General features: G+C 39.5%; 26 protein-coding genes and 1 tRNA gene. 20 read left to right on the top strand and 7 right to left on the bottom strand.

Annotated elements, in window-relative coordinates:
- Window positions 1-95: 95 nt before the first annotated feature.
- The 9 genes from rsmE to hemW all read left to right on the top strand — a co-directional run bounded on the left by rsmE (window position 96) and on the right by hemW (window position 6,961).
- Complete coding sequence (gene rsmE / locus PSE83_RS10385) at window positions 96-827, top strand: 16S rRNA (uracil(1498)-N(3))-methyltransferase (RefSeq protein ID WP_004264709.1); 732 nt, start codon at window positions 96-98, stop codon at window positions 825-827.
- Between the two features lie 9 nt (window positions 828-836).
- Window positions 837-1,784, top strand: coding sequence for a glutathione synthase (gene gshB / locus PSE83_RS10380; protein ID WP_004264707.1), 948 nt, complete (start codon window positions 837-839; stop codon window positions 1,782-1,784).
- 173 nt (window positions 1,785-1,957) lie between these two features.
- Entirely contained in the window at window positions 1,958-2,521 is a 564-nt protein-coding gene (locus PSE83_RS10375; RefSeq protein WP_094962048.1) for a YqgE/AlgH family protein, read from the top strand.
- Entirely contained in the window at window positions 2,521-2,940 is a 420-nt protein-coding gene (gene ruvX, locus PSE83_RS10370; protein ID WP_004264697.1) for a Holliday junction resolvase RuvX, read from the top strand. Before PSE83_RS10375 ends, ruvX begins: the two co-directional genes overlap by 1 nt.
- Before the next feature lie 147 nt (window positions 2,941-3,087).
- Entirely contained in the window at window positions 3,088-3,780 is a 693-nt protein-coding gene (locus PSE83_RS10365; RefSeq protein ID WP_272660839.1) for a YggS family pyridoxal phosphate-dependent enzyme, read from the top strand.
- 13 nt (window positions 3,781-3,793) lie between these two features.
- Window positions 3,794-4,615, top strand: coding sequence for a pyrroline-5-carboxylate reductase (gene proC, locus PSE83_RS10360; protein WP_004264693.1), 822 nt, complete (start codon window positions 3,794-3,796; stop codon window positions 4,613-4,615).
- A gap of 19 nt (window positions 4,616-4,634) precedes the next feature.
- Complete coding sequence (locus tag PSE83_RS10355) at window positions 4,635-5,219, top strand: YggT family protein (RefSeq protein ID WP_094962050.1); 585 nt, start codon at window positions 4,635-4,637, stop codon at window positions 5,217-5,219.
- Window positions 5,220-5,235: 16 nt separating this feature from the next.
- The gene (locus tag PSE83_RS10350; RefSeq protein ID WP_094962051.1) at window positions 5,236-5,829 is read left to right on the top strand and encodes an XTP/dITP diphosphatase; all 594 of its coding nucleotides are present in this window, start codon (window positions 5,236-5,238) and stop codon (window positions 5,827-5,829) included.
- Window positions 5,822-6,961, top strand: coding sequence for a radical SAM family heme chaperone HemW (hemW, locus tag PSE83_RS10345; RefSeq protein ID WP_004264684.1), 1,140 nt, complete (start codon window positions 5,822-5,824; stop codon window positions 6,959-6,961). The genes PSE83_RS10350 and hemW overlap by 8 nt, the downstream gene beginning before the upstream one ends.
- Window positions 6,962-7,121: 160 nt before the next feature.
- Here hemW and PSE83_RS10340 read toward each other — a convergent pair whose 3' ends face one another.
- The 5 genes from PSE83_RS10340 to trmB all read right to left on the bottom strand — a co-directional run bounded on the left by PSE83_RS10340 (window position 7,122) and on the right by trmB (window position 11,128).
- Window positions 7,122-8,072, bottom strand: coding sequence for a siderophore ABC transporter substrate-binding protein (locus PSE83_RS10340; protein WP_004264683.1), 951 nt, complete (start codon window positions 8,070-8,072; stop codon window positions 7,122-7,124).
- A gap of 212 nt (window positions 8,073-8,284) precedes the next feature.
- Window positions 8,285-9,016 (bottom strand): DUF2884 domain-containing protein, encoded by a 732-nt coding sequence (locus tag PSE83_RS10335; RefSeq protein ID WP_004264680.1) that lies wholly within the window; start codon window positions 9,014-9,016, stop codon window positions 8,285-8,287.
- 23 nt (window positions 9,017-9,039) lie between these two features.
- A complete protein-coding gene (gene glsB / locus PSE83_RS10330; RefSeq protein WP_094962054.1) occupies window positions 9,040-9,966 on the bottom strand; it encodes a glutaminase B in 927 nt (308 codons plus the stop codon).
- A gap of 110 nt (window positions 9,967-10,076) precedes the next feature.
- The gene (locus tag PSE83_RS10325) at window positions 10,077-10,409 is read right to left on the bottom strand and encodes a YggL family protein (RefSeq protein WP_164564669.1); all 333 of its coding nucleotides are present in this window, start codon (window positions 10,407-10,409) and stop codon (window positions 10,077-10,079) included.
- A complete protein-coding gene (gene trmB, locus PSE83_RS10320; protein WP_004264669.1) occupies window positions 10,409-11,128 on the bottom strand; it encodes a tRNA (guanosine(46)-N7)-methyltransferase TrmB in 720 nt (239 codons plus the stop codon). The genes PSE83_RS10325 and trmB overlap by 1 nt, the downstream gene beginning before the upstream one ends.
- A 289-nt stretch (window positions 11,129-11,417) precedes the next feature.
- Here trmB and mutY point away from each other — a divergent pair, with 289 nt between their 5' ends.
- From mutY to PSE83_RS10300, 4 genes are all read left to right on the top strand, one after another.
- On the top strand, window positions 11,418-12,470 hold the full coding sequence (mutY, locus tag PSE83_RS10315; RefSeq protein WP_164564667.1) for an A/G-specific adenine glycosylase: 1,053 nt from the start codon (window positions 11,418-11,420) through the stop codon (window positions 12,468-12,470).
- Window positions 12,471-12,480: 10 nt separating this feature from the next.
- Window positions 12,481-12,750: an oxidative damage protection protein gene (locus PSE83_RS10310; RefSeq protein WP_004264665.1), complete on the top strand. Its 270-nt coding sequence runs from the start codon at window positions 12,481-12,483 to the stop codon at window positions 12,748-12,750.
- 54 nt (window positions 12,751-12,804) lie between these two features.
- Complete coding sequence (mltC, locus tag PSE83_RS10305; protein ID WP_004264664.1) at window positions 12,805-13,878, top strand: membrane-bound lytic murein transglycosylase MltC; 1,074 nt, start codon at window positions 12,805-12,807, stop codon at window positions 13,876-13,878.
- A gap of 183 nt (window positions 13,879-14,061) precedes the next feature.
- Window positions 14,062-14,137: transfer RNA gene (locus tag PSE83_RS10300), tRNA-Phe, on the top strand.
- Between the two features lie 186 nt (window positions 14,138-14,323).
- On the opposite strand, the gene PSE83_RS10295 is transcribed toward PSE83_RS10300, so the two are convergent.
- Window positions 14,324-16,531: an extracellular solute-binding protein gene (locus PSE83_RS10295; protein ID WP_164564649.1), complete on the bottom strand. Its 2,208-nt coding sequence runs from the start codon at window positions 16,529-16,531 to the stop codon at window positions 14,324-14,326.
- A 343-nt stretch (window positions 16,532-16,874) separates the two neighbouring features.
- Here PSE83_RS10295 and PSE83_RS10290 point away from each other — a divergent pair, with 343 nt between their 5' ends.
- From PSE83_RS10290 to PSE83_RS10280, 3 genes are all read left to right on the top strand, one after another.
- The gene (locus PSE83_RS10290) at window positions 16,875-17,696 is read left to right on the top strand and encodes an MBL fold metallo-hydrolase (RefSeq protein ID WP_094963067.1); all 822 of its coding nucleotides are present in this window, start codon (window positions 16,875-16,877) and stop codon (window positions 17,694-17,696) included.
- A 14-nt stretch (window positions 17,697-17,710) separates the two neighbouring features.
- Window positions 17,711-18,961, top strand: a complete 1,251-nt coding sequence (locus PSE83_RS10285) for an MFS transporter (protein WP_004905224.1) — start codon at window positions 17,711-17,713, stop codon at window positions 18,959-18,961.
- Between the two features lie 159 nt (window positions 18,962-19,120).
- The gene (locus tag PSE83_RS10280) at window positions 19,121-19,834 is read left to right on the top strand and encodes an MgtC/SapB family protein (protein ID WP_004905226.1); all 714 of its coding nucleotides are present in this window, start codon (window positions 19,121-19,123) and stop codon (window positions 19,832-19,834) included.
- A gap of 104 nt (window positions 19,835-19,938) precedes the next feature.
- Here PSE83_RS10280 and hypT read toward each other — a convergent pair whose 3' ends face one another.
- Window positions 19,939-20,847: a hypochlorite stress DNA-binding transcriptional regulator HypT gene (gene hypT / locus PSE83_RS10275; RefSeq protein WP_004905229.1), complete on the bottom strand. Its 909-nt coding sequence runs from the start codon at window positions 20,845-20,847 to the stop codon at window positions 19,939-19,941.
- A gap of 460 nt (window positions 20,848-21,307) precedes the next feature.
- Between hypT and PSE83_RS10270 the strand changes: the two genes are divergently transcribed.
- The 4 genes from PSE83_RS10270 to PSE83_RS10255 all read left to right on the top strand — a co-directional run bounded on the left by PSE83_RS10270 (window position 21,308) and on the right by PSE83_RS10255 (window position 26,227).
- On the top strand, window positions 21,308-22,036 hold the full coding sequence (locus PSE83_RS10270; RefSeq protein ID WP_164564646.1) for an aspartate/glutamate racemase family protein: 729 nt from the start codon (window positions 21,308-21,310) through the stop codon (window positions 22,034-22,036).
- 70 nt (window positions 22,037-22,106) lie between these two features.
- Window positions 22,107-23,408: an anaerobic C4-dicarboxylate transporter gene (locus tag PSE83_RS10265; protein ID WP_004905235.1), complete on the top strand. Its 1,302-nt coding sequence runs from the start codon at window positions 22,107-22,109 to the stop codon at window positions 23,406-23,408.
- 733 nt (window positions 23,409-24,141) lie between these two features.
- Window positions 24,142-25,215, top strand: coding sequence for an erythritol/L-threitol dehydrogenase (locus tag PSE83_RS10260; RefSeq protein WP_004905239.1), 1,074 nt, complete (start codon window positions 24,142-24,144; stop codon window positions 25,213-25,215).
- Window positions 25,216-25,366: 151 nt separating this feature from the next.
- Entirely contained in the window at window positions 25,367-26,227 is an 861-nt protein-coding gene (locus PSE83_RS10255; RefSeq protein WP_370661211.1) for an ABC transporter substrate-binding protein, read from the top strand.
- The last annotated feature ends 50 nt before the right edge of the window (window positions 26,228-26,277 follow it).

Raw genomic sequence — 26,277 nt, 5'->3', positions numbered from 1 at the left:
ATAAACTAGGTAGCAGCGCTTGAGTTTAACAATTCAACCCCCATATTCATCAAAGTTATATTATTTATTAACCCAGTTTGTACTAAGGAAAAGCTATGCGCATTCCACGCATTTATCACCCAGAGCCTCTTCAAATAAATACAACAATTTCTCTTGGTGATGATGCCGCAAACCATGTCGGCCGGGTGCTACGCATGACTGCTGGCCAAAAACTCGAACTTTTTGATGGCAGCAATCAGACCTTTAGTGCTGAAATTACTGAAGCAACTAAAAAAAACGTATTCGTACACATTGAAAATAGCCAAATTGATGATAGAGAATCCCCGCTCGATTTGCACCTAGGGCAAGTCATGTCTCGTGGGGAAAAAATGGAATTTACCATCCAGAAATCTGTCGAACTCGGAGTTAATACAATAACACCTTTATTATCAGAACGTTGTGGTGTTCGCTTAGATGGCGAACGACTCGAAAAAAAATTACTACAATGGCAAAAAATTGCAATTGCAGCCTGTGAACAATGCGGCCGCAACCGAATTCCAGAAATTCGCCCAGTGCAAACCCTTGAAGCCTGGTGCACCGAGAATGACGGTGCGTTTAAAGTCAATTTACACCCACGGGCAACAGAAAGTATTAATACGCTACCCACTGAACTAAAGAAAGTACGATTGTTGATTGGCCCTGAAGGTGGCTTGTCAGCAGACGAAATTGCCATGACAGCAAACTATCAATTTACCGATATACTGTTAGGGCCTCGAGTATTACGAACAGAAACGACTGCGCTAACCGCTATCACAGCACTGCAAGTGCGCTTAGGTGATCTGGGGTAAGGAGAAAAAATGATCAAGCTCGGTATAGTGATGGATCCTATTTCATCCATCAAAATCAAGAAAGACACCAGTTTTGCAATGATGTTGGAAGCTCAGCGTCGTGGTTATGAAATCCATTATATGGAAATGAATGACCTGTATTTACACCAAGGTGAAGCTCGCGCACAAACAAAAATCGTGACGGTCGAAGAAAACCCTGAAAAATGGTATGAGTTTCATGGAGAACAAGATATCGCCCTAAGTTCACTTGATGCCATTTTAATGCGTAAAGACCCGCCTTTTGACACTGAATTTATCTATGCGACTTATATTTTAGAAAGAGCAGAACAAGCCGGCACCTTAATTGTGAATAAGCCGCAAAGCCTACGCGACTGTAATGAAAAATTATTTACGGCTTGGTTTGCTGAATTAACACCGGACACATTAGTCACTCGCAGCCCACAAAAGTTGAGAGAATTTCACCAAAAACATGGCGATGTCATTTTTAAACCACTCGATGGTATGGGCGGCGCTTCGATTTTCCGCCTCAAACAAGATGACCCAAATGTGGGTGTGATTATTGAAACGCTAACAGAACATAGCTCCCGTTACTGCATGGCACAAAACTTCCTGCCAGCAATTAAAGATGGTGATAAACGTGTCTTAGTTGTTGATGGTGAACCCGTTCCGTATTGTTTAGCACGAATTCCAGCTCAAGGCGAAACCCGAGGTAACCTTGCTGCAGGTGGCCGTGGGGAAGCGCGTCCATTAAGTGAAAGTGACTGGGCCATTGCGCGTGCTGTCGCGCCAACATTAAAAGAAAAAGGCTTAATTTTTGTTGGTCTTGATATCATCGGTGACCGTTTAACTGAAATTAACGTGACCAGCCCAACGTGTGCACGGGAAATTGAAGCCGCATTTGATATCTCCATTACCGGTATGTTAATGGATGCCATTGAACGCCGTCTCAATAAATAATTTATAGCAGTGGTTTATCTTTACTGATGATTTTTATTTTTTTCACACAATATATTGTTTTAACAAGATATATTGTTTTCAAACGGTAAAAGTCATCAGTTTTATTTACCACCTTATAGTTTTGCCTTTTATTGTGTTCTATCAATTGTTTTTAAATTTGCTGGAGTCTAAGTTTGAATCTGCAAAACCATTTTCTTATCGCCATGCCATCCTTAACAGACCCTTATTTTGAACAGTCGGTCGTTTATGTGTGTGAGCACAATGAAAAAGGGGCGATGGGGATCGTGATTAACAAACCTATTGATGACTTTTCTGTCGATACGATGCTCAAAAAACTCGAAATTACGATTTCAGATAAAATTGATAACCGTAATTTAAAAAAGCCCGTCATTGCAGGAGGCCCTGTTGCAGAAGAACATGGGTTTATCTTACACACACCAATTAAAGGCTTTTTATCTAGCCTGCATTTAAATGATGACGTTATGGTGACGACGTCAAAAGATATCTTAGAGACTTTAGGAAGTGAGCACTCGCCTACCAACTCATTAGTGGCACTAGGTTATGCAAGCTGGGAGCCAGGCCAACTTGAGCGTGAAATTATGGAAAATAGCTGGCTAACCGTTGAAGCTTCTCCTCAGCTTATTTTTGACACACCCATTCATGAACGCTGGAGTGCCGCGGCTAAATTAATTGGTGTTGATATTCATACAATTTCAATGCAAGCGGGGCATGCTTAATGTCTGGAAGAACTTTGTTAGCCTTTGATTTTGGAACCAAAAGTATCGGTGTTGCAGTTGGACAAGAAATTACAGGTACTGCACGACCATTAACCTCATTGAAAGCCAGTGACGGCCGCCCTGATTGGCAACAAATCGAAAAGTTACTTAAAGAATGGCAACCACAGTTGGTTATTGTCGGGCTTCCCCTTAATATGGATGGTACGGAGCAACTGGTTACAAGCCAAGCCCGTAATTTTGCCAATCGAATTCATGGCCGTTTTGGTGTTAAAGTCGAACTACATGATGAACGTCTTTCCACGGTTGAAGCAAAAGCAGGCCTTTTTGAACAAGGCGGTTATCGAGCACTAAGCAAAGGCAAAGTTGATTCAGCCTCTGCCGTGGTGATCCTTGAAAGCTGGTTTGAACAACAGATGTAATTATTGCGTATTTTGCGTAGTTATTTTTAGCTTAACCTCACGCCATGGTGCCGTTCTGATGTAATTTGCTTTACACTATGGTCAACAGCCGCTATTCATGTATGACATGAATAAAATAGTATTGAATAAACCATATTGAATAAAATAATGACCATTCAAAATAATATCTCTGATGTCACCGCGCGTATTGAGCATGCTGCCGCAGAGTGCCAGCGCTCACCACAGGACATTACGCTACTCGCGGTAAGTAAAACAAAATCTTGTGAAGCTATTTCAGAAGCCATTGAGGCAGGTCAGCGCCAATTTGGTGAGAATTATGTTCAAGAAGGTGTTGAGAAAATTCAATATTTTTCGCATAGAAATGACCTTATTTGGCATTTTATTGGCCCATTACAGTCAAATAAAAGCCGCCTTGTCGCTGAACATTTTGACTGGTTTCATACTTTAGACAGAGCGAAAATTGCTCAGCGCTTAAATGACCAACGTCCTAGTGAAAAAGCCCCTCTCAATGTGCTAATTCAAATTAATATCAGCGATGAAAACAGTAAATCGGGTATAACACTAGCAGAAGTCGCAGAACTTGCTGCACAGGTCGCTACTATGCCAAACCTAGTGTTACGCGGCCTGATGACGATCCCTGCGCCTGAAACGGATTATGAACGCCAGTGTGCCGTGTTTCATCAGATGAATGAGGCATTTGAACAATTAAAAACCACTTATCCCACGGTTGACACTCTTTCAATGGGGATGACTGACGATATGCGTGCAGCAATCCATTGCGGTTCAACACTTGTTCGCATAGGAACCGCTATTTTTGGCGCGCGCCAATATCACCAATAAATAGGAGAACAGAATGCAACATCGTAAAATTGCCTTCATCGGCGCCGGAAATATGGCTCACGCCATCATTGCTGGGCTGGTTAACCATGGTTACCCTGCATCGATGATCACGGTGTGTTCTCCGACACCTGTGCGTCGAGATAAACTGGCTGAACAATATGGCATTATCAGCAGTCATGATAACTTAGCCGCTGTCAAAGCTGCGGATGTGATTGTCCTTGCCGTTAAGCCGCAAATGATGAAAGAAGTCTGTGAACCACTACAAAATGCGGCTGATTTTGAGCAAAAATTAGTCCTAACCATTGCGGCTGGGATCCCAGCAGAACGTTATAACGACTATTTCGCTCATTCGCTGAATTTAGTGCGCATCATGCCAAACACGCCATCATTGGTAGGGAAAGGCGTTAGTGGGCTATTTGCTCAAGGGAAAGTTTCAGAGCAAGACAAACAATTTGCACAAGAACTGATGCAAAGTGTCGGCTCAACGATTTGGTGCCAACAAGAACAAGAAATCAATAACATTATTGCTATTACTGGTAGCTCTCCTGCCTATTTCTTTCTATTTATGGAATCAATGCAGCAAAAAGCAGAGCAACTCGGTTATGATAAACAACAAGCTAGAGAGCTCGTTCTTCATGCGATTGAGGGGGCTGTAGAACTTGCTAAGTCACAAAATGACACGGCTTTTTCGACTCTACGTGAACAAGTCACCTCTAAAGGCGGTACCACCGCGATGGCTTTAGAGCAATTTTATAATGGAAATCTTCCGCAGATTGTTGCCGATGCAATGCAAAGCGCAATAAACAGAGCGGAAGAAATGGAAAAACTTTTTTAAATTAATCGCGGAACTCACCATGCAGACCTTAGTATTCGTCGTTACTACCCTGATTCAACTGTATATTTTTGTATTACTGCTGCGCGTATGGATGCAGTGGGTGCGTGCAGATTTTTACAATCCCTTTTCGAAATTTGTTGTCAAAGCAACACAGCCTATCGTCGCACCATTGCGCCGAGTCATTCCTTCTTTTGGCGCGATAGATACCGCTTCAGTGGTTGTGGCATTTATTTTAGCCATTGCAGCTATTATTTTTGGTATGTGGGCGACTAACTTGCTCCCTATTTTAGGCATAAGTATTTTGCCTATGGGGCTGATTTTATTATTAACCTATACTGGTAAATTGATTTTTTGGATGATTTTAATCCGTGCAATTTTAAGCTGGGTTAGCCAAGGCCGTAACCCTGTAGACTATTTATTATACCAATTAACAGAACCTTTAATGGCGCCAATTCGTCGTATCATCCCTGCTATGGGCGGGTTAGATTTCTCCGCAATGATTGTGATGTTTATTTTAATTGCACTGAATTATCTGCGTGTTGATATCTCACTGATGATTGACCCATCATTGACTGCAATGATGTATTCCATTGGTATTATGTAAAAACGAGTTTTAAATAATGCAAAAAGTTGTTTTAGCCACCGGTAACCCCGGGAAAGTGAATGAGTTAGCTGACCTACTACGTGATTTTGGGATGGATATCGTCGCACAAACCTCATTAGGTGTTGAATCTGCAGAAGAAACAGGCTTAACCTTTATTGAAAATGCGATCTTAAAAGCACGCCATGCAGCAGCACAAACCGGGTTACCCGCAATTGCTGATGATTCAGGAATTTCTGTTGATGCACTCGGTGGCGCACCTGGCATTTACTCTGCACGTTATGCAGGGGAAGATGCGACCGATGAGCAAAACCTGATAAAATTACTTGAAGCAATGAAAAATGTGCCTGACGACCAACGTCAGGCTCAATTCAACTGCGTTCTGGTCTATTTACGCCATGCAGAAGACCCAACGCCGTTGGTTTTTCATGGTCGCTGGCACGGTGTCATAACTCATGAACGCAAAGGCCAAGGTGGCTTCGGTTATGACCCTATATTTTATGTTCCTGAATTAGGTTGCACCTCAGCAGAGTTAACAAAAGCAGAAAAACAAGCCGTTTCACATCGTGGAAGAGCCCTCACAATGATGTTGGATGCGCTGAAGAATGCTTAAATTACCCCCGCTGAGCCTGTATATCCATATCCCCTGGTGTGTGCAAAAATGCCCTTATTGTGACTTCAACTCGCACACACTTAAGGGGGAAATTCCTCAGCAAGAATATGTGGCACACTTGTTGGCCGATTTAGACATTGATGCAAAATTAGTTGCAGGGCGTTCGGTAAAAACCATTTTTATTGGGGGTGGAACACCCAGTTTATTAAGTGCTGAGTCAATGCAAGCATTAATGGATGGCGTACGTCAGAGAGTTGATTTAGACCCTCACGCAGAAGTCACCATGGAAGCAAACCCCGGCACTGTTGAGGCTGGCCGTTTTGCAGGTTACCAAGCGGCAGGAATCAACCGTATTTCTATTGGTGTACAAAGTTTCGGTAATGACAAATTAATCACTTTAGGGCGTATTCATGGCGCTGATGAAGCGAAACGCGCCGCTCAGTTGGCCACTAATCTTAATTTAAGAAGCTTTAACCTCGATTTAATGCATGGGTTACCTGCGCAAACTCAAGTTGAAGGTTTATCTGACCTGCGCCAAGCCATTGAACTTGCACCTCCGCACCTGTCTTGGTACCAATTAACCATTGAACCCAACACTCAATTTGGCTCACGTCCTCCGGTATTACCCGATGACGATACTCTGTGGGATATTTACACCGAAGGCCATAAATTATTGAGCGCGGCAGGTTATCAGCAATATGAAACATCCGCCTATGCTAAACCCGGTTACCAATGCCAACACAATCTCAATTACTGGCGCTTTGGTGACTATTTAGGCATCGGTTGTGGTGCTCATGGAAAAATTTCTTTTGAAGATGGTCAAATTTTACGAACCGTAAAAACAAAACACCCTCGAGGTTATATGGAGGGACGTTATATGCACCAATCCTATGATGTTGATGCCTCCGATAGGCCATTTGAATATTTCATGAACCGCTTTCGCCTGCTTGAAGCTATGCCTCGCGCTGAATTTACCCAATATACAGGGTTACCAGAATCAACAGTTAGAGCGGCTATTGATGAAGCCTTAGCTAAAGGCTATATCACAGAAACCGTGAATAAATGGCAGATCACAGAGCATGGAAAATTGTTTCTCAATTCCCTATTAGAGTTATTTTTAGGTGAAGAGTAGCGGTTATTCGATTTATTTATAAATCATTTCACTTATAAATTAGATGAAAGCCCACTTTATTTGAAGTGGGCTTTTGTTTAGAGATAAAAATGAAATAGACAAGAATAACAATTGAGGTAATACATATTGCCACCATCAATAAGACAGTGGCAGATATCTGTTATAAAGCATTCACCACCGCATTAACTTGTTCAGTTAAGCTGACTAAACCACCACCTGACAAATACCATAAGTCAGATTGCAGGTAAGTAATTTTGCCATCTTTATAAGCTTTGGTTTCTTGAATATTGCTGTCTTCAAATACCGTTTTATCCAGTTTACCTGCACCAATCGCTTCGCTACGGTCAACAATCAGGATCACGTCTGGATTCGCTTGAGCAATAGTTTTGGTATCCACTACACGACGTTTTGCTTTATCTGCACTTTCATCAACAGGTAGGTCAGCGCGTTGCGCTTTCACAACGTTGTAAACAACAGCTTGGCTATTTGGAATTAATTTGCCGTCATTATGCATCAGTACTAAAACTTTCTTATTGGAATCAGCCGCTTTCTTCTGGGCGTCTGCGATGACTTTATCTAATTGAACCAACTGCTCATCAACCGCTTTTTGGTTACCATAGAGCTCACCAATCACACCAATGTTGGCTTTTACAGAATCAATATAGTGCTTGCTATCAGAGCCTAAATTGATGGTGGGTGCAATTTTTGATAACTCATCATAAGACTTACCTTGACGGCCCGTGATCACAATCAGGTCAGGTTTTAATTGCGCGATTTTGGCTAAATCAGGTTGTTTCATTCCACCTGCATTTTCCATTGATGCAGGGATGCTGCCTTTTATATAAGCGGGAGCATTGCCAGTTGGTAGCGCAACAACCTTGTCACCTAAGCCGAGTTTTTGCATTGAGTCATAAACACCGAAATCAAACAGAACCACTTTTTGTGGTTTTTTCACGACTTCAGTTTCACCTGATAGGTGTTTGATCGTCACTTTTTCAACACCTTGTGCTGTAACCGCATTTGGCGTGAAAGTGGTAGATTCAGCGCTGAGAGCGAAAGGCGCAGAGAATGACAACACAGAAACAAGCAGAGCAGGAATGAACTTTTTCATTTAAATGATCCCAATTTAGTCATTAAGCCAAACCCGCATTGTAAAGTGAGCAGCTTAGATGTCAATCAAATAAGAATCAATTTCATTTTCATTCCCATTAATGGAATTAATGTCACACAAATTGATGATAGAGATAATACAGATAAAATAAAAAAACAGTAATGTACAAAAAATACATTACTGCTCATAAGGTTATTGTGATTTTAGTGCTATCAGCTACTTTTGATTGAATTAAGTAATGAGACGCGTTGTTGCTCTATTGAGGTTACTTTAGAACAAACTTGTTGGCCAAATTGCTGGAAGCTTTTCTCTTGTTTTTTCCATTCAGATTCGAGCTCTTGTTGTAACCCGCCTAAGTTCCCTAACATACCTTGTAGCGCTTTATTAGCATCACCACCCGATAATAATTGCTTGCGCCCCATTTCGTTGATGCTGTCTTGTAAAATGCCACCCAAGCTTTCATTAACTAACTCGCGTCCTTTCGCTTCAACGGTTTTCATGGCTTCATGGTGAAATACATAACCATTAGGGCGAGTCTCAATAATTTGATTGATTTGCCCATTAAGCTCTTTTTCTAGTTTTGTTAACCGGTTACGGATATTGCTATCGCTACCAACCACTTTAACAACAACTTTGTCTATCGTTTCCCTTGAAGTTGATAATTTTTTTTCTGATTCTTGTTTTATCCAAGGTAAATCCTGACGGATAGAGGCTTGGTAACGAATAGCTTGCTGCTTTTGGGCCACTGTTGCAGCAACATTTTTACCGTTAAGCGTGATATCACCATTTGGCGTAATTTTTAAATCGCCACTTGCACCAATAACTTGCACACTTTCAGGTGTCATAACGATGTCATCCTTTGGTGTTACAGAACAGTTATAATCTGCAGCTTGGCTCGTCGCACAAGCAAGGAGTGAAAATGCAATTAATGTACGGCGTAACATAAAATCTCCTAGTAGAGCATTAATTAAAAAACAGAACGCCCAATTCGTTTCGATAATAACTCTAAAGCCGCACAGCCGACTAAAGAGTTCCCCGCCGAGTCTAGCTCAGGTGACCAAACCGCTACGGTAAATTGGTTTGGAACCACACAAACAATACCGCCACCAACACCAGACTTGCCGGGCATTCCTATCCGAAATGCAAACTCACCAGAACCGTCATACATACCACAAGTCATCATTAATGCGTTGATTTGCCTTGATTGTAGTGGCGTGATGATGGGGTCAATGGAGCAAGATGACATCCCTTGCGATGTTAAATAGGAAAAACACCTCGCTAATTCAACACAGTTCATACTTAGAGAGCAATAATGAAAATAAGTTTCGAGAACCGTTAAAACATCATTTTCAAAATTTCCAAAAGATTTCATAAGATAAGCAATGGCTGCATTACGACTGGCGTGTTCCAATTCTGAACGAGCGACAACCGTGTCATAACTGATATCCGGTTCACAGGACAACTTTCGGACAAACTCTAGCATGCGCTGTTTAGGTGCGCTTAGGCGTGATTGCAACATATCAGCAATAACAATGGCTCCCGCATTGATAAACGGGTTTCGAGGTATCCCCTTTTCCATTTCAATTTGAATTAACGAATTAAAGGGTAGCCCTGAGGGTTCTTTACCTACGCGGCTCCAAATTTCCTCTTCCTCATAACGTGTCATTGCAAGCGTGAGGCTTAATACTTTTGAAATAGATTGAATTGAAAAACGTTGATATGCGTCCCCTGCGGTGAAAATATCACCGTCAATCGTGGATACCGCAATGCCTAAATGGTGGGAAGGTACGCAACCTAAAGCAGGAATATAATTTGCAACACAACCTTGCCCAATCAGTGGGCGAACTTGGTCTAGGATATCGTTGAGTAGCTGGTTAGAAAACATGGCGCTCAAAACGTTGACTCCAGATAGTATTTGCAACAGAAAATAAAGGCACCCAATTTTTGGATGCCTCTTCAAGCGACTGAAAGTTCAGTTTATTTATTGAGATTAACTCAATAAAATTATTCTTCCCACCAGACATCAAACAGCTCAGAAACAACGATGTCATTCATGCCTTTTGATTTTAGCCAATTTTCAACAAGTTGGCGGTGCTCTTCGGTACATTTGCCAATTTTTTGTAAGCAAACGATCCCTTCCCAGTTCATATAGCCACTTGCTTCAAACGCCAAACCATTCGGTTCAATCGCTTCTGCAATCAGTTGGTCAACGGTGCTGTCAACTTCCTCAATCGGCGTACCTTCTTTAAAGCTCCACTTAACAGTAAAGCCTAACTCTTGGAACTCATCCAAGCGTAATTTTTTACGTAAACGACGACTACGTGGTTGTTTAGCCATTATTTGATCCTCTCAAACATTAAATCCCATACACCGTGCCCTAACCGCTGGCCGCGCTTTTCAAATTTTGTTTCTGGTCTTGTTTCTGGACGAGGAACGTAATCACCTGATGGTGATAAGTTTTTATACCCTTCGACACTCGTCATCACTTCAAGCATATGCTCTGCATAAGGCTGCCAATCTGTTGCCATATGGAAAACACCGCCGATAGCTAGTTTGCTACGAATTTTTTCTGCAAACGGAACTTGCACAATACGGCGCTTATTATGTTTCGCTTTATGCCATGGGTCAGGGAAAAATAACTGAACCATCGCAAGGCTGCCGTTTGGGATCATGCAGTCTAAAACTTCTATTGCATCATGGCACATCACCCGTAAATTGGTGACGTTTTCTTCTTTTGCTGATGCTAAACATGCGCCAACACCGGGAGCATGAACTTCAATACCTAAAAAGTTTTTATCTGCATTTTGAGATGCCATGGTCACCAATGAGGCGCCCATCCCAAAGCCAATTTCCAAGGTAACTGGATTTGAGTTATTGAATACTTTGGCAAAATCAAAAGGTTCATTGATAAAATCGATGCCTTTTTCTGCCCATTCTTTTTCTAATGCGTCTTCCTGACGTTTTGTCAGACGCCCTTGACGGCGGACAAAACTACGGACTCGGCGCATAACCCGCCCATCTTCATTATATTCGGGGGAGATAACATTATTGATCATAATAAAGGTTCTAAAATGAGTGCCCAATTAAGTTAATGTGCCAACAATCAAGTGTATAAGGTGATTGGTTACCAAACCTATCAATTTACAGCCCTAAATGCCCAAGTTGTAGTGATTAACTTTATCCTTGAGGCATGATGGATATCGGAGTTTAGCAAAACTTCCACAAGGATGCAGTTGATAATTCGCTAACTTTACACTAAACAACACAATAGCGGTTTACAGCCCCCTTCGTCTATGTTGCAATTCCTACCATGACTGGAAATATCAATAAAAAATAAAATTATTAATGGAAGCTCAACAATTTTCATCTGCAGTACTTAACTGGTATCACAAATATGGTCGTAAGACGTTGCCATGGCAACAGGAAAAATCGTCTTACCATGTTTGGTTATCAGAAGTTATGCTGCAACAAACCCAAGTGAGTACTGTAATCCCTTATTTTGAGAAGTTTATCTCTCGCTTTGAGGATGTGACCGCCCTTGCCAACGCTCCTCTTGATGAAGTTTTGCACTTATGGACAGGGCTCGGCTATTACGCCCGGGCTAGAAATCTCCATAAAACCGCTCAAGTGATCGCGACTCAATATGGTGGCTCATTTCCCACTACATTTGATGAGGTTTTAGCGCTGCCCGGGGTTGGCCGGTCCACTGCTGGGGCAATTTTATCATTATCGCAAAAACAGCATTATCCTATCCTCGATGGTAATGTTAAACGCGTATTAGCTCGAGTTTATGCGGTTGATGGCTGGCCGGGTAAAAAAGAAGTCGAAAACCGTTTGTGGGAAATCAGCACTGATGTCACCCCACAAGTGGGAGTTGAATTTTTTAACCAAGCGATGATGGATTTAGGCGCAATGGTCTGCACTCGCAGTAAACCAAAATGCGAACTATGCCCGCTTAATTTTGGCTGTATGGCCTATGCTAATCATTCATGGCAAAACTACCCAGGTAAAAAACCAAAACAGAAAATCCCTGAAAAGAGTGCTTGGTTTCTAATTATTCAGCACGACGATGATGTGTGGTTAGAACAACGCCCACCATCCGGTATTTGGGGGGGGTTATTTGCCTTTCCACAGTTTGATTCTTTAGAGCAACTCAATGATTGGCTGAACGAATCTGGCTTTGAGTATACTCAATTAGAGCAATTAATTTCTTTCCGTCACACATTTAGCCATTTTCATTTAGATATTATCCCTGTAAAAGTTAAGATTCAGGCATTTAATTCTGCCATGGATGAAGGCAAAGGACTCTGGTATAACTTACACTTAGGCGCAACTATCGGCCTTGCTGCCCCTGTTGAAAGTTTACTAAAACAGCTCGCCTTACTACCTGATATTTGAGGAAAAATTAATGAGTAGAACCATTTTTTGTACATTTTTACAACGTGATGCAGATGGACAAGATTTTCAGCTTTACCCAGGTGAGTTAGGAAAACGTATTTTTAACGAGATTTCAAAAGAGGCGTGGAGTCAGTGGATGACAAAGCAAACCATGCTCATTAATGAAAAGAAACTTAATACGATGAACCCTGATGACCGTAAAATGTTAGAACAAGAAATGATTAAGTTCTTGTTTGAAGGCCACGATATCCATATTGATGGCTATACTCCTGAAAAATAATCTGTTTGTCTACCTACTTAGTAGGTAGACTTTTGCCCCAAGACTGTGAATCGTATGAAAAAACTATTTGCGCTGAGTTTGTTGATCCCTCTAATTATTTCTTGTTCTAGCAAGCAAAAATCTGACTTTAACCCTGATTATGTCAAAGATACCAATGGGTTCGATATATTAATGGGTCAATTTGCCCACAATATTGAAAATATTTGGGGCATTAAAGAAGTATTAATTGCGGGTCCAAAAGACTACGTAAAATATACCGATGAATACCGAACTCGTAGCCATATTAATTTTGATGCAGGGACCATTACGGTTGAGACTATTTCAGCGGTAGAGCCTTCACAGCACTTAAAGAAAGCCATTGTCACCACCTTATTAATGGGGGACGACCCCAATTCCATTGACCTCTATTCTGATATCAATGATATTCCTCACAGCAAAGAACCCTTTTTATTTGGCCAAGTGCTCGATAACACAGGAGAAGCGATTCGTTGGGAATGGAGAGCCACAAAGTTTGCTGATTATCTGATTGAAAATAAAATGCAGCGCAGACAGTCTGGTATGAATATTGTTTGGTCCGTGACTATGCAATTAGTACCAAACCATTTAGATAAACGGGCTCATAAATACTTACCTTATATTAAGAAATCTGCGGCCAAATATGGTGTTGATGAGTCATTAATCCTCGCGATCATGCAAATTGAGTCGAGTTTCAACCCTTATGCAGTTAGCCGCTCTGATGCGCTTGGTTTAATGCAAATTATGCCAAATACCGCCGGCAAAGATGTTTTCCGCTCACAAGGGAAATCCGGTGTTCCTAGCCGTAGCTATTTGTTTGACCCAGAAAAAAATATTGATACGGGTACGGCTTACTTAGCCATATTGCAAAACAGCTACTTAGGCGATATTCGTAATCAAACCTCACGCCGTTATGCTGTTATTACCGCATATAATGGCGGCGCAGGCAGCGTTCTGCGGGTGTTCCACAGCGATAAAAAGCAAGCCGCGCAGCGTATTAATAATTTAGAACCGGGTGAAGTGTATGAAACCTTGTCCACTAAGCACCCTGCTGCAGAGTCACGTAATTACCTGATTAAAGTGAACAAAGCACAGAAAAATTATCTACGTTAAAATTTTCCAATAGTGAATGCCAGCCAAAATCTGATTTAAGGCTGGCATTAGTCATTAACCTTAATAATTTTATGTGTTTTCGATTAAAAACTAGCTAACATGTTGAAAAAAAGCGCATACAGTCAAAAGTTTATTGAAAGCGCCTTGACTCAACCAATGAAATCAGGTTTAATACGCTCCGTTGCCCGGATAGCTCAGTCGGTAGAGCAGGGGATTGAAAATCCCCGTGTCCTTGGTTCGATTCCGAGTCCGGGCACCACTTCTTTAAAGAACCCGCCCAAAAGGCGGGTTTTTGCTTTGTATCTACCTATAAAATTACTGAGCAAAACGCTCTTCATCACAAATTACTTTTGCGAAGAAGATAGCTTGTGCGGATAAAATTGAAAAGTAATGACGCCTTATCATATGTTTATCCGCTGATTTAAAACTCTAATTAAACCGATATTTATCTCTCGCCTTGCGTATCAACTAATAACCGTTGGTTAATATATTCAATCGTTTCATCTATCGTCATGATTTTGTTCACAACGTTAGTAATACCTTGCCCAATAATGACTTCAGCTTGGCGTAAATTAAACAACTTACCGTTTGGAATTGAAGACTCACGGATCCCTCGGTTTATTTCTTGATACGCCAGCGGCATCCATGGATAACGATAGCAAATCTCTTGATTATGGCTGAAATCTTGGTGATTACTGTTGCCACCCAATAATATGAGGTGATCCATTACTATCGGTGAATAGAGCCAACGATAAAATTGTTCTGCATAATGAGTTTTTTGGCTATAGCGAGAAACCCCTAATGCTCCCCCCCCCAATTGAGGAATTCCCCCAGGTACAGAAGCAAAGCCAATTTTAGGGAAAATATTACTATAAGCGACATCGTTAAATAGATTCATATAAGCAATTAACATGGCTAGTTTTCCTTGCTCAAATTGCTCGACGGATTCACTCCACCATTTATTATGAATATTTTCTGTAATAGAAACCTGATGAAGGTATTCATTTAATACTTGACCCGCTAATGGCATTTCTAACCTAGGAATATGGCCATTACTTATCAATTTTCCGCCAGCGGCGTAATACCTTAATAAATACTCAGTGGCAATTAACCCTGCACTACCTAACGTCGTTGATGCACCAATAGGCCGTAAAAACTGACCTTCTTCATGTAACTCTGTGAAAAATTGAGTTACCTGATCATATTCAGTAAAAGAAGTGGGTACTATTAGTTCTTGCCCTGTTTTCTCGTAATACATTCTTTTTAAAATAGGATCTTCAAAGAGATCTTTACGATAAAACAACATTTGCGCACTAGCATCAAATGGCATGGCATAAGCAGTATCATTCACCAAACTATATTTTTGCTGAGTCGGTAAGGAAAAGTTATTTAATAAATCAGTCACCCCTCTTCCTACTTTATCTAATGGTTGTAGGATGCGCTCCGCAAACCAAGGAAAACAGGCCATATCGATACGTAGTAAATCATAATAAGGGTGTAAATGGAGTTGCCCTAATATCTGATAAACTTCATCATAAGGATAAACCGCTAAATTAACCTTAATTCCTGTTTGTCTATAAAAATGTGGCAGTAGTTTTTTAAGTGCGTTTGTTGAAGGACTCGGTAAAATGAGTAAATTCAGGGTTGGATCAGATTTATTGTCAGTAATTATTGCCGATGTTGCCGTATAAAGGTTACCACTTTGATTACGAACATAGACAGTATTTGTCCCCACAGTTTTCTTTTCATGATCTTCTCTCATCAGTTCATCGACCACTTCCAACCCTAATTGTGCATAGTTCATTGGGAAGCAATGTAACCCTTTTAGTATCGGAGGAATGTTACCGCTTAAAGCAAAAATTGCGGGGCAATCACCTTCGCTACCAAAAAAACTTGCTTGGGTTAAAAAACTCGCTTTTTCAATATCTTCAGCAACAAATAAATCAGGAATCTGCTCTCCAGAGAAAAAATCAAAAGCCGCCTTATAAGATTCATCATTAGAAGCACGAATAATAATAAATTTTTTATTCGGAGCCTTCTGTTTAAGGTTATTTTGTAACTCACTGACAAAAGTGGCGTTCTCTAGATTTCCATGATCATCACTAAAAATACCTACTAATTGACTTCGACTTGTGGCTATTTGTTGGCATATCGCATCAGTTGCCTGAGAGTAATCCAGTGTGAAAAAGTGGTAAGCATTTGTGGGCTGACGGTAAATAAAAATAATTTGAGACGCCGCTAATTTTAAGGTATCAAAATAGATAGTGGCATCCTGCAAACAACTGACTGCCACTACTTGCCTATAACCACCTGCCGCAATTTTTTGTAATGCATCTAGTTCTGTCGTTTCCAGATCATCCGTCAAGAATAGATCATAAGTTATCTCTGGATACTGAGCCATAGATTGCCTAAATGAATTAAAAAATATTGCATACTTATCAGACACCAATTGTGGTAATAGTATTGCTATCTTCTGGCTCTTATTGGTTCTCAATAATTGAGCTTGTGTATTTAACTGATACCCCATTTGCTTGGCGGCTTTATAGACTGCTTCAATTTTCTCAACGCTCACATTCCCCCTTTTATTCAATACGTTAGAAACAGTCCCATGAGAAACACCTGCTAATTTTGCGATATCTTTGATTGTTGCCATCTGTTTTTTTCACCTTGGTTGTTGCTACCAATAGCATACCTGAATTATTTATCGCGACTACTGATAATTACTTTGAACGTTCCATGATTAATTCTTTTATAAAGCAAGATAGTAATATAAATACTTTTTTTATTGCCATTTTCCAATGTAAAAATAAAAATCAATAAAATCAATATCATTGAAAATATTCTTTGAATGAGATCACTGATCAAAATAACATTTATTGGCAAAAGTAATCCCCAATATTATTATTGGAACGTTCAAATATCTTTGTTTTTTATTTGAATGCCAACATCAGGGTTAAAAAAAATACATATAAAACAATAAAATATAGGTAATTATTATGAAAATTCACTTCTTAGGCACCGCGGCTTCTGAAGGTATACCAAATCCTTTCTGCCGTTGTGAGCACTGCCAGAGAGCAAGAGAGCTCGGGGGGAAAGATATTAGAACCCATTCTTCCGCTATTGTAGATGATCTTATGCTGATCGATGTTTCCCCGACATTTAGCTATCAGTTAATGCGTGATGGAATGGATGCAACCAAGTTTGAAAGCCTGCTATTTACCCATACTCACCCTGACCATTTTAATGTCGGTGATTTATTTAGCCGCATGGAAGGTTATGGTTTTGAAATTTACCATCCATTACATATTTTTGGTAATGACCGAGCAATTAATGGCTGCCTTGATGTTCTGCCTGGCTATAGCAAAGAACGTTTCGATTTCCACTGCTTAATCCCTTTTGTCACTGTAGAAAGAAATGGTTATAAAATTACGCCATTACTCGCAAACCATGCTAAATGGGAATTGTGCTACGTCTATCACATTGAAAAAGCTGGGAAAGCTATTTTTTATGGACATGATTCAGGTTGGTTCCCTGAATTAACATGGAAATGGTTGGAAAATAAACAGCTTGATATTGTCGTATTTGAATGCACTTACGGACTCAATGGGAAAAACTGTACAGATAACCACATGAGCTTAGAAACTGTATTTGCAGCCAAAGAAAAACTGCAACAACAAGGCTGTCTGCATTCAGAAACTCAAATTGCTGTTTCACATATTTCCCATAGTGGCAAATTACTTCATGAAGAATTAGAAGCGATTTGTGCACCTTATAATATCCGTGTTGCTTATGACGGATTAACGCTAGAAGCACATTAAGAGGAAAACTAATCATGGATATGAAAATAACCTCTCGCTTACTCATTATGATGTTTGTGCAATATTTCATGCAAGGGGCATGGAATATGACAATGGGACTCGTGTTAAGTACTTATGGGATGGCAAATATTATTGGTAATGCCTACGCTTTATTAGGTGTGGCAACCATTATTTCTCCTTTATTTATTGGTATGGTTGCAGACCGCTTCTTTGCCTCACAAAAGGTAATGGGAACACTGCATTTAATTAATGCGGCCGTTATTCTATGTGTTCCTCAATTTATTGAGGCACAAAATAGCGGTATGACCCTGTTTATGATTTTCATTATTGGGCTACTGTTTTATCCAACAACTGCACTCTCTAATAGCATCAGCTTCTCTCATATTAATGGCGTGAAATATTTCCCTATTATTCGTGTATTTGGCACATTCGGTTTTATGGCTATCGGATTTATATTAGGAGAAATGGGCTTTTCAGGTAGTACCATGACTTGGTATATCGCATCAGCTGTTGCTGTATTATTAGGCTTTTACTGCTTTACTTTGCCAAATACACCGCCAAAAGCGAAAGGTAAACCTTTCTCCGCTAGAGATATTCTATGCTTAGATGCACTTTCATTATTCAAAGACCGCTATTTCGCTATCTTAATGTTTAGCATCTTTGTATTAATGATACCGAAAACAGCTTACTCCGCTTATATTCCTGTATTTATTAAAACACTGGGATTCGATAATGCGGCATCTATCATGCAAATTGGTATTGCATGTGAAGTCCTATTTATGTTCGTTCTGTCCTTCTTCTTAATGAAGTTCGGTTTCAAAATTACCTTACTTCTTGGCGCGGTAAGTTGGATTATTCGCTCAATGCTATTCTCCTATGCCGCAGTAGATTCCGGTTTTTACTTCATTATTATAGGGTTGATGCTTCAAGGATTATGCTGGGACTTCTTCTTTACAGCAGGTGATATCTACGTTGACCGTAAAGCCAAACCTGAGATCAGAGCGCAAGCTCAGGGTTTACGCTTTATTGTTTCAAATGGCTTTGGCTTATTATTTGCTTCAACAATTTGTGGTGAAATCTTTAATTCAACTGTCACAGAGACAGGTAGCGCAGCATTGCCACAATGGGGAACATTCTGGCATTACCCGGCTATCGTCGCCGCTGTTGTCACCGTTTTCTTTATCTTCTTCTTTAAAGACGACGTATCTAAAAAGAAAAATAACGAAGGTGAAAAAGTAGTAAATAACGTTGCTATACCCAAATAATTTGAGTTGCAGGTAGGCGACAAGCGAAGATAGATGGGGAACATAAATAAACTATGTGACTCGGCTAGCTGAGCGTAGTCAACACCACTGCAACTTGAAGGATTACGAGTATACACAGTAAAAATCGAGGAAAGGCTAAGGCTACGTCAGGAGCAAGCCATGGATTTATTTATACAGTTTGTCGACACCATTGGCCCTTTATCACTATCAAGTATTTCTAAACTGCTGGCCGCCTTTGTTTTAGGCGGCTTAATTGGCCTAGAACGTGAATCAAAGGGAAAGCCTGTTGGTTTTAAAACTTGTGTCATTATTGCCGTTGCTAGCTGTTTATTAACCATAGTTTCTATTCAGTCAGCGGAGTATTACGCCAATATCTCTGACAATATACGTAGCGACCCAATGAGATTAGCTGCACAAATAATTAGTGGAGTAGGCTTTCTAGGTGCTGGCGTTATATTACATCGACGTGATGATGCAATTTCAGGCCTAACAACCGCAGCCATTGTTTGGGCATCTGCCGGTGTTGGAATTGCATGCGGTTCCGGGTTCTACTGGCATGCGGTCATAGTTACAGTTCTTTTTTTCTTAGCAATACAACTCAGCCCCCAAGTTGCATTATTTCAGATGAAAAACCAAAAACTAGGAAAAATTAAAGTTCGTATGCTATTTACTCATGAAAAAGGTGTACCTTTACTTATTGAGTATCTAAAAAACCATAAGGACTTAATTGAGAATCTCACTATCAGAGATATCAAGAAAGAGCGCGTCGAGGTAAATTTAAAGCTATTAGTACGCCAAAAAATCACTTTACCTGAATTTTACTGTTCTTTAAAACAGTTGGAATATGTGCATTCTGTTTCTCTAGATCATTAATTTTCTCACTTTTAAGGTGTTATATTTCCGCTAAATAAAAGGCGAATTACTTAAATAACCTGCTTATATTCGCAGGTTATTTACTTATAAATTACCTTTCCCCACTATAAATTCCGTAAATCCTCTGGAATATTTTTTTTCAAAATACGCCAAAAATCCTCTGCAGTTTTATTTAGTCGTGTATCCATGCGGTAAATATACGCTTGGATAGGTATCGTTAATTCAGGTGTATCCAAACAAACGAGTTTTTTTTCTTTCAATTCATTCACTACAGAATAAATGGGTAACCATGCTATACCATGGCCATCCAAAGCCATATTTTTTAGTAACTCACTCATTGATGACATAAAAAGTGTTTTTGAATTGATCGCACCAAACTCACTTAACCGACGATTAACTAATCTTCCCATATATGAAGCACTGGTATAATTCAGCAGCGGCACTTGAGGTTGATAGATGTCAAATAGCGGCTTACCCTGCTCATCCGCTGCACAAATTGGGTATAATTCAGATTCAAATACATTCAATGAGGAAAATGGTGATTGCATTAAATCTTCATCATAAAATGAGATAATAAAATCACTTTTCCCTTCTCTCAATGTGTTCACAACTTGTACGACATCAATAGCCTCAACATGGTAAACAAATTCTCCACCGTAACCAGACAGCCCGTGAACTAATTTTGGGAGCAATGTTAACGACAACGAATGAGCAGCAGCAATTTTAATATTCGGTAGGCTCAATACATTATGGCCGGATAATTCATTTAAGTTACATTCCAGTTGTTGTAATAAACTACGCGCTTGAGAATGAAAAATTTTGCCCTCTTCAGACAACTGTAAAGGGGACGTCGTTCTATCAAATAATTCAACGCCAATAGCTTCCTCTAAAGCTTTAATACGACGGCTAAATGCGGGCTGAGAAATACTTCGCTGTTCTGCTGCATGAGAAAAATGTCGGCACGATTCTAGTGTTAAAAAATCATATAGCCATTTTGTTTCTATATTTTTCATCTTATTAAGCCTTAAATTGACTTGCTGTTAAAATATAAAAAATCAAAAGTATTTTTATTGATATTTTAAGTTAATGACTGGTTAAATAATCAAACTAAATTTGTAGTGGCGTTATTTGTATTATGCATAGACCTACCATTTAAAACATTAACAAAAATCAAAAATTAATTTCATTTGATTTTTTTAATCCATAGAGCCCAGTCTATTCAGGCTTTCAGAGCCATTTATAAAAATGCTTTTATTTTGAATAAAAACTCTTAATGCATATCTTGCATCAAACCATACTTACTTGCATTTCTCATTTTAGATAAACATTGATAAATATTAACCACAGGCTAGGCAGTTATAAATAAGTTAATAACCATTTTAACATTAAAGTATATGTTAAATAAATTAATAAAGATAAGTGCTTATTGTTTTTTATTTTATAAAAAGACTAATGAAATGCAGGGGTATTAAAATGAAAGGCTTAATTGGTGTATTAGGTGGTATGGGGCCTGCCGCTACTGTCGATTTATTTAATAAATTCGTAAATTATACCGTGGTAAATAGAGACCAAGAGCATATTCCTTTAATTATATCATCTATTCCTGATATACCAGACCGAACGGACGCACTATTAAACCATGGTGAATCTCCTCTACCTTTAATGACTGACTATTTGAGAAAGCTAGAAAATGCAGGTGCCGAATGCATTGTTATACCTTGTAATACCGCACATTTTTGGTTTAGTGAACTGAAAGAGGTTTGCCACGTCGATATGCTAAGTATCGTTGAAACGACAATGAAAGAAGTACTAGTAACTAAGAAAAAAAATATCGGATTACTTGCAACAAATGCCACCATGTATATGGGGTTATACCAAAAAAAAATAGAGAGAAATTATTTAAATTGCATTACTCCTGATAAAAAAAGCCAAGAAAATGTAATGGAAAGCATTTATTTATTAAAGTCAGGAAATAAAAAAATGGCTGAGTCCATTATGAAAAAACAAGCTGAGACATTATTTTCTCGAGGAGCTGAAGTTATTGTTCTTGGCTGTACCGAAGTCCCCGTCATTCTTGCAAATGAAATAAATAATTATCCAGATAAATATATCGACTCAACCAGCTCATTAGTCAGAGCAAGTATTCACTGGTATGAAAACAGAGTCGGAAAACAAAATTTAATGATAAATAAAAATATTTAACTTATATCAATTATCAAAAATTAATTTTTCAATATTACTAATGACAATATATTGTCTATTGGAGACGATTATGGTTTGGCTAGAAATCATTGTTGTATTAGGTGCAATATTCTTTGGCATTCGCATGGGCGGAATAGGTATAGGACTCTGTGGTGGATTAGGATTAGCTGTATTAACCATCGGGTTTGGTTTACCCATTGGATCACCCCCTGTTGATGTTATTTTAATTATTATGACGGTCGTGGTAGCAGCTTCTGCATTACAAGCTGCTGGTGGGATGGATTATCTAGTACGCCTAGCCAGTAAATTTATGCGTAAAAATCCTAAGTATTTAAATATAATCGCACCAATCACCACTTGGGTGATGACTATCATGGCTGGTACAGGTTTCATTGTGTTTTCTATGCTGCCTGTGATAGCGGAAATTGCAAAAGATTCGGGTATTCGACCATCAAGAACATTAGCAGGCTCAGTGGTTGCCTCACAAATTGCTATTTCTGGCTCCCCAATCAGTGCAGCAATGGCAGCGATGTTGACAATTATGGAAGGTAACGGCATCACTTTTATCGTTGTCATGTCAGTATGTTTACCCGCCTCTTTTGTTGCTGCCATGGTTGCCGCTTTTATTGCATCACGTCAAGGTTGCGAACTTGAAAACGATGAGGTCTATCTAGACCGTTTGCAAAAAGGCTTAGTGCATAAGTACGAAGAGAAAAAAGGCGAGAGCACAACGAGAGAAAAATTCTCTGTTGTTCTATTCATTATTGCCACTATTGCTATCGTGATCCTCGCTGCATTCCCACAATTACGTCCTGGTTTTGATATCGGTAAGCCGATGGGGACACGGGATATCATCATCATTTGTATGCTAAGTGCAGCATGTTTGATGGTAGTTTTCTGTAAAACATCACCGGATTCCATTGTATTGGCACCAACATTCCGTTCAGGAATGAGTTCTCTTGCGGTGATTCTCGGAATTGTGACATTAGGCACTACTTTTGTTGATGCCCATATGGACCAAATCAAGGCCATCGCGGGAGATGTGTTATCTGCATACCCTATTTTATTGGCTTTAGTGCTGTTCTTAACCTGTGCCTTGCTATATTCACAAGGTGCCACAACACCGTTAATTATTCCATTAGCCATTGCCTTAGATGTCCCGACATGGGCAATATTGGCCTCTTTTGTCGCCGTCACCGGGGTATTTGTCTTACCCACTTACCCAACATCATTAGCAGCCATTGAATTCGACTCTACAGGGTCTACTCGGGTTGGAAAATATATTTTAAATCACCCCTTTATGCTACCAGGGCTAGGTGGAATTATTGCAGGTGTCGCCTTCGGTTTTATCATTGCACCAATGATTGTCTAACACTAGGGTGTGAGGTTTCCTCCTCCTCTTTAGAATATAACAAAATGATTTTATTGACAAAATGAAGTTAAACTTTGGCTCTATTTAGCTTTATACTTTGCTTAATTGGTAAAATACAATTACAAGGTATAAAGCTATTTTTTAATACCTATAGGTATATCTGCAAAGAAAATATTATGGCAGCGTATCAAAATGACTCATTACTCTATGTAATTTTTTAAATTAAATTTTATAAATTAAAAATAATGTCCTATTGGCCATTCAATATCTCTTTATTAAATGTAGTTTAAATTTGTTTTCATTCAAAAATGTGAGCTGAAATGTTTTTGCATGAAATATCCACTTCTGAAAATAGTTAAAATAATTATACTCGGCTTCATATTCATTTCTTAAAAAAACAAAATAAGGAATGAATTAAGATTTTTATTATGATTTTCATCATGTTACAAAGTCAGTTTCGGCAGTCTCATTTCCCAATGAAAGTACTCAATTAAGTGACTAAAATTAGGGCTTAAATCACAAATTTTAGTTTTTAAGATACTGACTTTCAAAAATGACGACGTCGTCATATTAAAAAAAATTTATTTTATCTATAACACTAAACAACCATTTTTCTTACATACATATCAATATTGATAGTTAAGCGTTAAAAAACTAAAGCAAATGCGTTATAAAAAAACGCTTAATGTTGACGTCAACATTAGGGTTAACAACTAGAAAGAGGTCTTAGAACATGAGTAACCTACCTGAAAAAATGAAAGCAGTTGTTTGTCATGGCCCACATGATTATCGCTTTGAAAATATTAAAAGACCAACGCCAGGATTTAGAGAAGTTGTCATCAAAGTTGATGGGTGCGGGATCTGTGCTGGCGACTGTAAAGCCAACGATGGTGCTCAAATGTTTTGGGGAGATGACCCATGGATCAAAGCCCCAGTAGTTCCTGGCCATGAGTTTTATGGCCGCGTTGCAGAGCTCGGTGAAGGCTCCGCTGAAAAATTCAAACTGAAAATCGGCGACCGCATCTTAGCGGAACAGATAGTCCCTTGCTGGGAGTGCCGTTTCTGTAAGTCTGGCAAATACTGGATGTGTGAAACCCATGATATTTACGGTTTCCAAAAAGAAGTTGCCGACGGTGGTATGGCTGAATATATGCGTTTTTCAGAACGCGCCATTATTCATAAAATCCCTGATGAACTATCTGATAAAGATGCCGCATTAATTGAGCCAATGGCTTGTGCTATCCACACTGTACGCCGTGGTGATATTGATTTAAATGACGTCGTCGTCATTGCAGGTGCAGGCCCACTAGGGCTGTGCATGATCCAAGTCGCAAAATTAAAAACGCCGAAAAAACTGGTTGTCATTGATGCGATTGATGAGCGCCTTGAATTAGCAAAAAAATTTGGTGCAGATGTCGTTATCAATCCACTGAAAGAAGATGCGATTAAATTAGTCAAAGATATGACTGAAGGCTATGGCTGTGACGTTTATATTGAAGCAACGGGTGCACCAATCGGTGTTACTCAAGGGCTAGAAATGATCCGCAAACTTGGCCGTTTCGTGGAATTCAGCGTGTTTGGTAAAGAAACAACAGTTGACTGGTCAATCATTGGTGACCGCAAAGAACTCGATATCCGCGGTGCTCACTTAGGGCCATATAGTTATGAAGTCGCTATTGACCTATTTAGCCGTGGCTTAGTTAGTGCTGATGATATCGTTACTCACTTCTATTCCATCGATGATTGGGAAGAAGCCTTTGTCATGGCGAAATCGGCAGACTCAATTAAAGTCGTCATCAAGCCATAAACATGTTTTAACTGGCAGTAATAATTGATAATTCAAATAAACACTAAATAAGTAAAAACCCTACATATAATTAAACGCTCTTTTAGGAGAACATCTTATGCTGAGTAAATTTAAAAAGTTAGCTGTCGCTGCAAGTGTACTGACTTTAGGTATGGCATTTAACGCTACCGCTAAGCCAGTTTCAGTGGGTATGTCATTTCAAGAATTAAACAATGAATATTTTGTCACCATGAAGGAAGCCTTAGAGAGCGCAACGGGTGATATGGGCGCACAACTATACATTTCTGATGCGGCTCATGATGTATCAAAACAAACCAGTGATATCGAAGATATGTTACAGAAAAAAATCGATATTCTGTTAATAAACCCGGCAGATAGCGTTGGTGCAGAAACGGCTGTACTGGCAGCGAAAAAAGCGGGAGTTGTAGTTATCGCCATTGATGCTCAAGCAAATGGCCCAATTGACTCTTTCGTTGGTTCTAAAAACTATGATGCTGGCTTAATGGCAGGTAAACGTTTAGGTGAAGCACTAGGCGGCAAAGGCGAAGTGGCAATTTTAGATGGTATTCCTGTTGTGCCAATTCTTGAGCGTGTTCGCGGTTTTGAAGCGGCGATGAAAGAATATCCAAATATCAAAATCGTAACTAAATTGAACGGTAAACAAGAACGTGATACTGCAATGAACGTTACAGAAAATATGTTGCAAGCAAATCCAACACTCAATGGGATTTTCAGTGTTAACGATGTCGGCTCTTTAGGTGCGTTAGCAGCGATTGAGTCCTCTGGTCGTGATGTCAAATTAGTGAGTGTTGACGGTTCTCCTGAAGCGGTTGCTGAAATTGCCAAAGGTAACTCTCCATTTATTGCTACTTCAGCGCAATTCCCTCGTGACCAAGTTCGTATTGGTTTAGCTATGGGCTTAGCAAAATACTGGGGTGCCAATGTCCCTAAAGAAGTCCCAATTGATGTTAAATTGATCGACAAAACCAATGCTAAAGATTTTCACTGGTAATAGTTAGTTATCAATAACCAATGTATTGCACCTGTATTTCTGATGTTCGG

This window comes from Providencia sp. PROV150, from assembly GCF_028481025.1.
In the GTDB taxonomy this organism is placed as follows: domain Bacteria; phylum Pseudomonadota; class Gammaproteobacteria; order Enterobacterales; family Enterobacteriaceae; genus Providencia; species Providencia hangzhouensis.
Note: the sequence above shows the minus strand (reverse complement) of the source record. Positions and strands in the feature narration are given on the sequence as shown.

What these genes read in the sequence shown, in the direction of transcription:
- rsmE (WP_004264709.1), top strand. Translation starts at nt 96, where the DNA reads ATGCGCATTCCACGCATTTATCACCCAGAGCCTCTTCAAATAAATACA.
- gshB (WP_004264707.1), top strand. Translation starts at nt 837, where the DNA reads ATGATCAAGCTCGGTATAGTGATGGATCCTATTTCATCCATCAAAATC.
- ruvX (WP_004264697.1), top strand. Translation starts at nt 2,521, where the DNA reads ATGTCTGGAAGAACTTTGTTAGCCTTTGATTTTGGAACCAAAAGTATC.
- PSE83_RS10365 (WP_272660839.1), top strand. Translation starts at nt 3,088, where the DNA reads ATGACCATTCAAAATAATATCTCTGATGTCACCGCGCGTATTGAGCAT.
- proC (WP_004264693.1), top strand. Translation starts at nt 3,794, where the DNA reads ATGCAACATCGTAAAATTGCCTTCATCGGCGCCGGAAATATGGCTCAC.
- PSE83_RS10355 (WP_094962050.1), top strand. Translation starts at nt 4,635, where the DNA reads ATGCAGACCTTAGTATTCGTCGTTACTACCCTGATTCAACTGTATATT.
- PSE83_RS10350 (WP_094962051.1), top strand. Translation starts at nt 5,236, where the DNA reads ATGCAAAAAGTTGTTTTAGCCACCGGTAACCCCGGGAAAGTGAATGAG.
- hemW (WP_004264684.1), top strand. Translation starts at nt 5,822, where the DNA reads ATGCTTAAATTACCCCCGCTGAGCCTGTATATCCATATCCCCTGGTGT.
- PSE83_RS10340 (WP_004264683.1), bottom strand. Translation starts at nt 8,072, where the DNA reads ATGAAAAAGTTCATTCCTGCTCTGCTTGTTTCTGTGTTGTCATTCTCT.
- PSE83_RS10335 (WP_004264680.1), bottom strand. Translation starts at nt 9,016, where the DNA reads ATGTTACGCCGTACATTAATTGCATTTTCACTCCTTGCTTGTGCGACG.
- PSE83_RS10325 (WP_164564669.1), bottom strand. Translation starts at nt 10,409, where the DNA reads ATGGCTAAACAACCACGTAGTCGTCGTTTACGTAAAAAATTACGCTTG.
- trmB (WP_004264669.1), bottom strand. Translation starts at nt 11,128, where the DNA reads ATGATCAATAATGTTATCTCCCCCGAATATAATGAAGATGGGCGGGTT.
- mutY (WP_164564667.1), top strand. Translation starts at nt 11,418, where the DNA reads ATGGAAGCTCAACAATTTTCATCTGCAGTACTTAACTGGTATCACAAA.
- PSE83_RS10310 (WP_004264665.1), top strand. Translation starts at nt 12,481, where the DNA reads ATGAGTAGAACCATTTTTTGTACATTTTTACAACGTGATGCAGATGGA.
- mltC (WP_004264664.1), top strand. Translation starts at nt 12,805, where the DNA reads ATGAAAAAACTATTTGCGCTGAGTTTGTTGATCCCTCTAATTATTTCT.
- PSE83_RS10295 (WP_164564649.1), bottom strand. Translation starts at nt 16,531, where the DNA reads ATGGCAACAATCAAAGATATCGCAAAATTAGCAGGTGTTTCTCATGGG.
- PSE83_RS10290 (WP_094963067.1), top strand. Translation starts at nt 16,875, where the DNA reads ATGAAAATTCACTTCTTAGGCACCGCGGCTTCTGAAGGTATACCAAAT.
- PSE83_RS10285 (WP_004905224.1), top strand. Translation starts at nt 17,711, where the DNA reads ATGGATATGAAAATAACCTCTCGCTTACTCATTATGATGTTTGTGCAA.
- PSE83_RS10280 (WP_004905226.1), top strand. Translation starts at nt 19,121, where the DNA reads ATGGATTTATTTATACAGTTTGTCGACACCATTGGCCCTTTATCACTA.
- hypT (WP_004905229.1), bottom strand. Translation starts at nt 20,847, where the DNA reads ATGAAAAATATAGAAACAAAATGGCTATATGATTTTTTAACACTAGAA.
- PSE83_RS10270 (WP_164564646.1), top strand. Translation starts at nt 21,308, where the DNA reads ATGAAAGGCTTAATTGGTGTATTAGGTGGTATGGGGCCTGCCGCTACT.
- PSE83_RS10265 (WP_004905235.1), top strand. Translation starts at nt 22,107, where the DNA reads ATGGTTTGGCTAGAAATCATTGTTGTATTAGGTGCAATATTCTTTGGC.
- PSE83_RS10260 (WP_004905239.1), top strand. Translation starts at nt 24,142, where the DNA reads ATGAGTAACCTACCTGAAAAAATGAAAGCAGTTGTTTGTCATGGCCCA.
- PSE83_RS10255 (WP_370661211.1), top strand. Translation starts at nt 25,367, where the DNA reads ATGGCATTTAACGCTACCGCTAAGCCAGTTTCAGTGGGTATGTCATTT.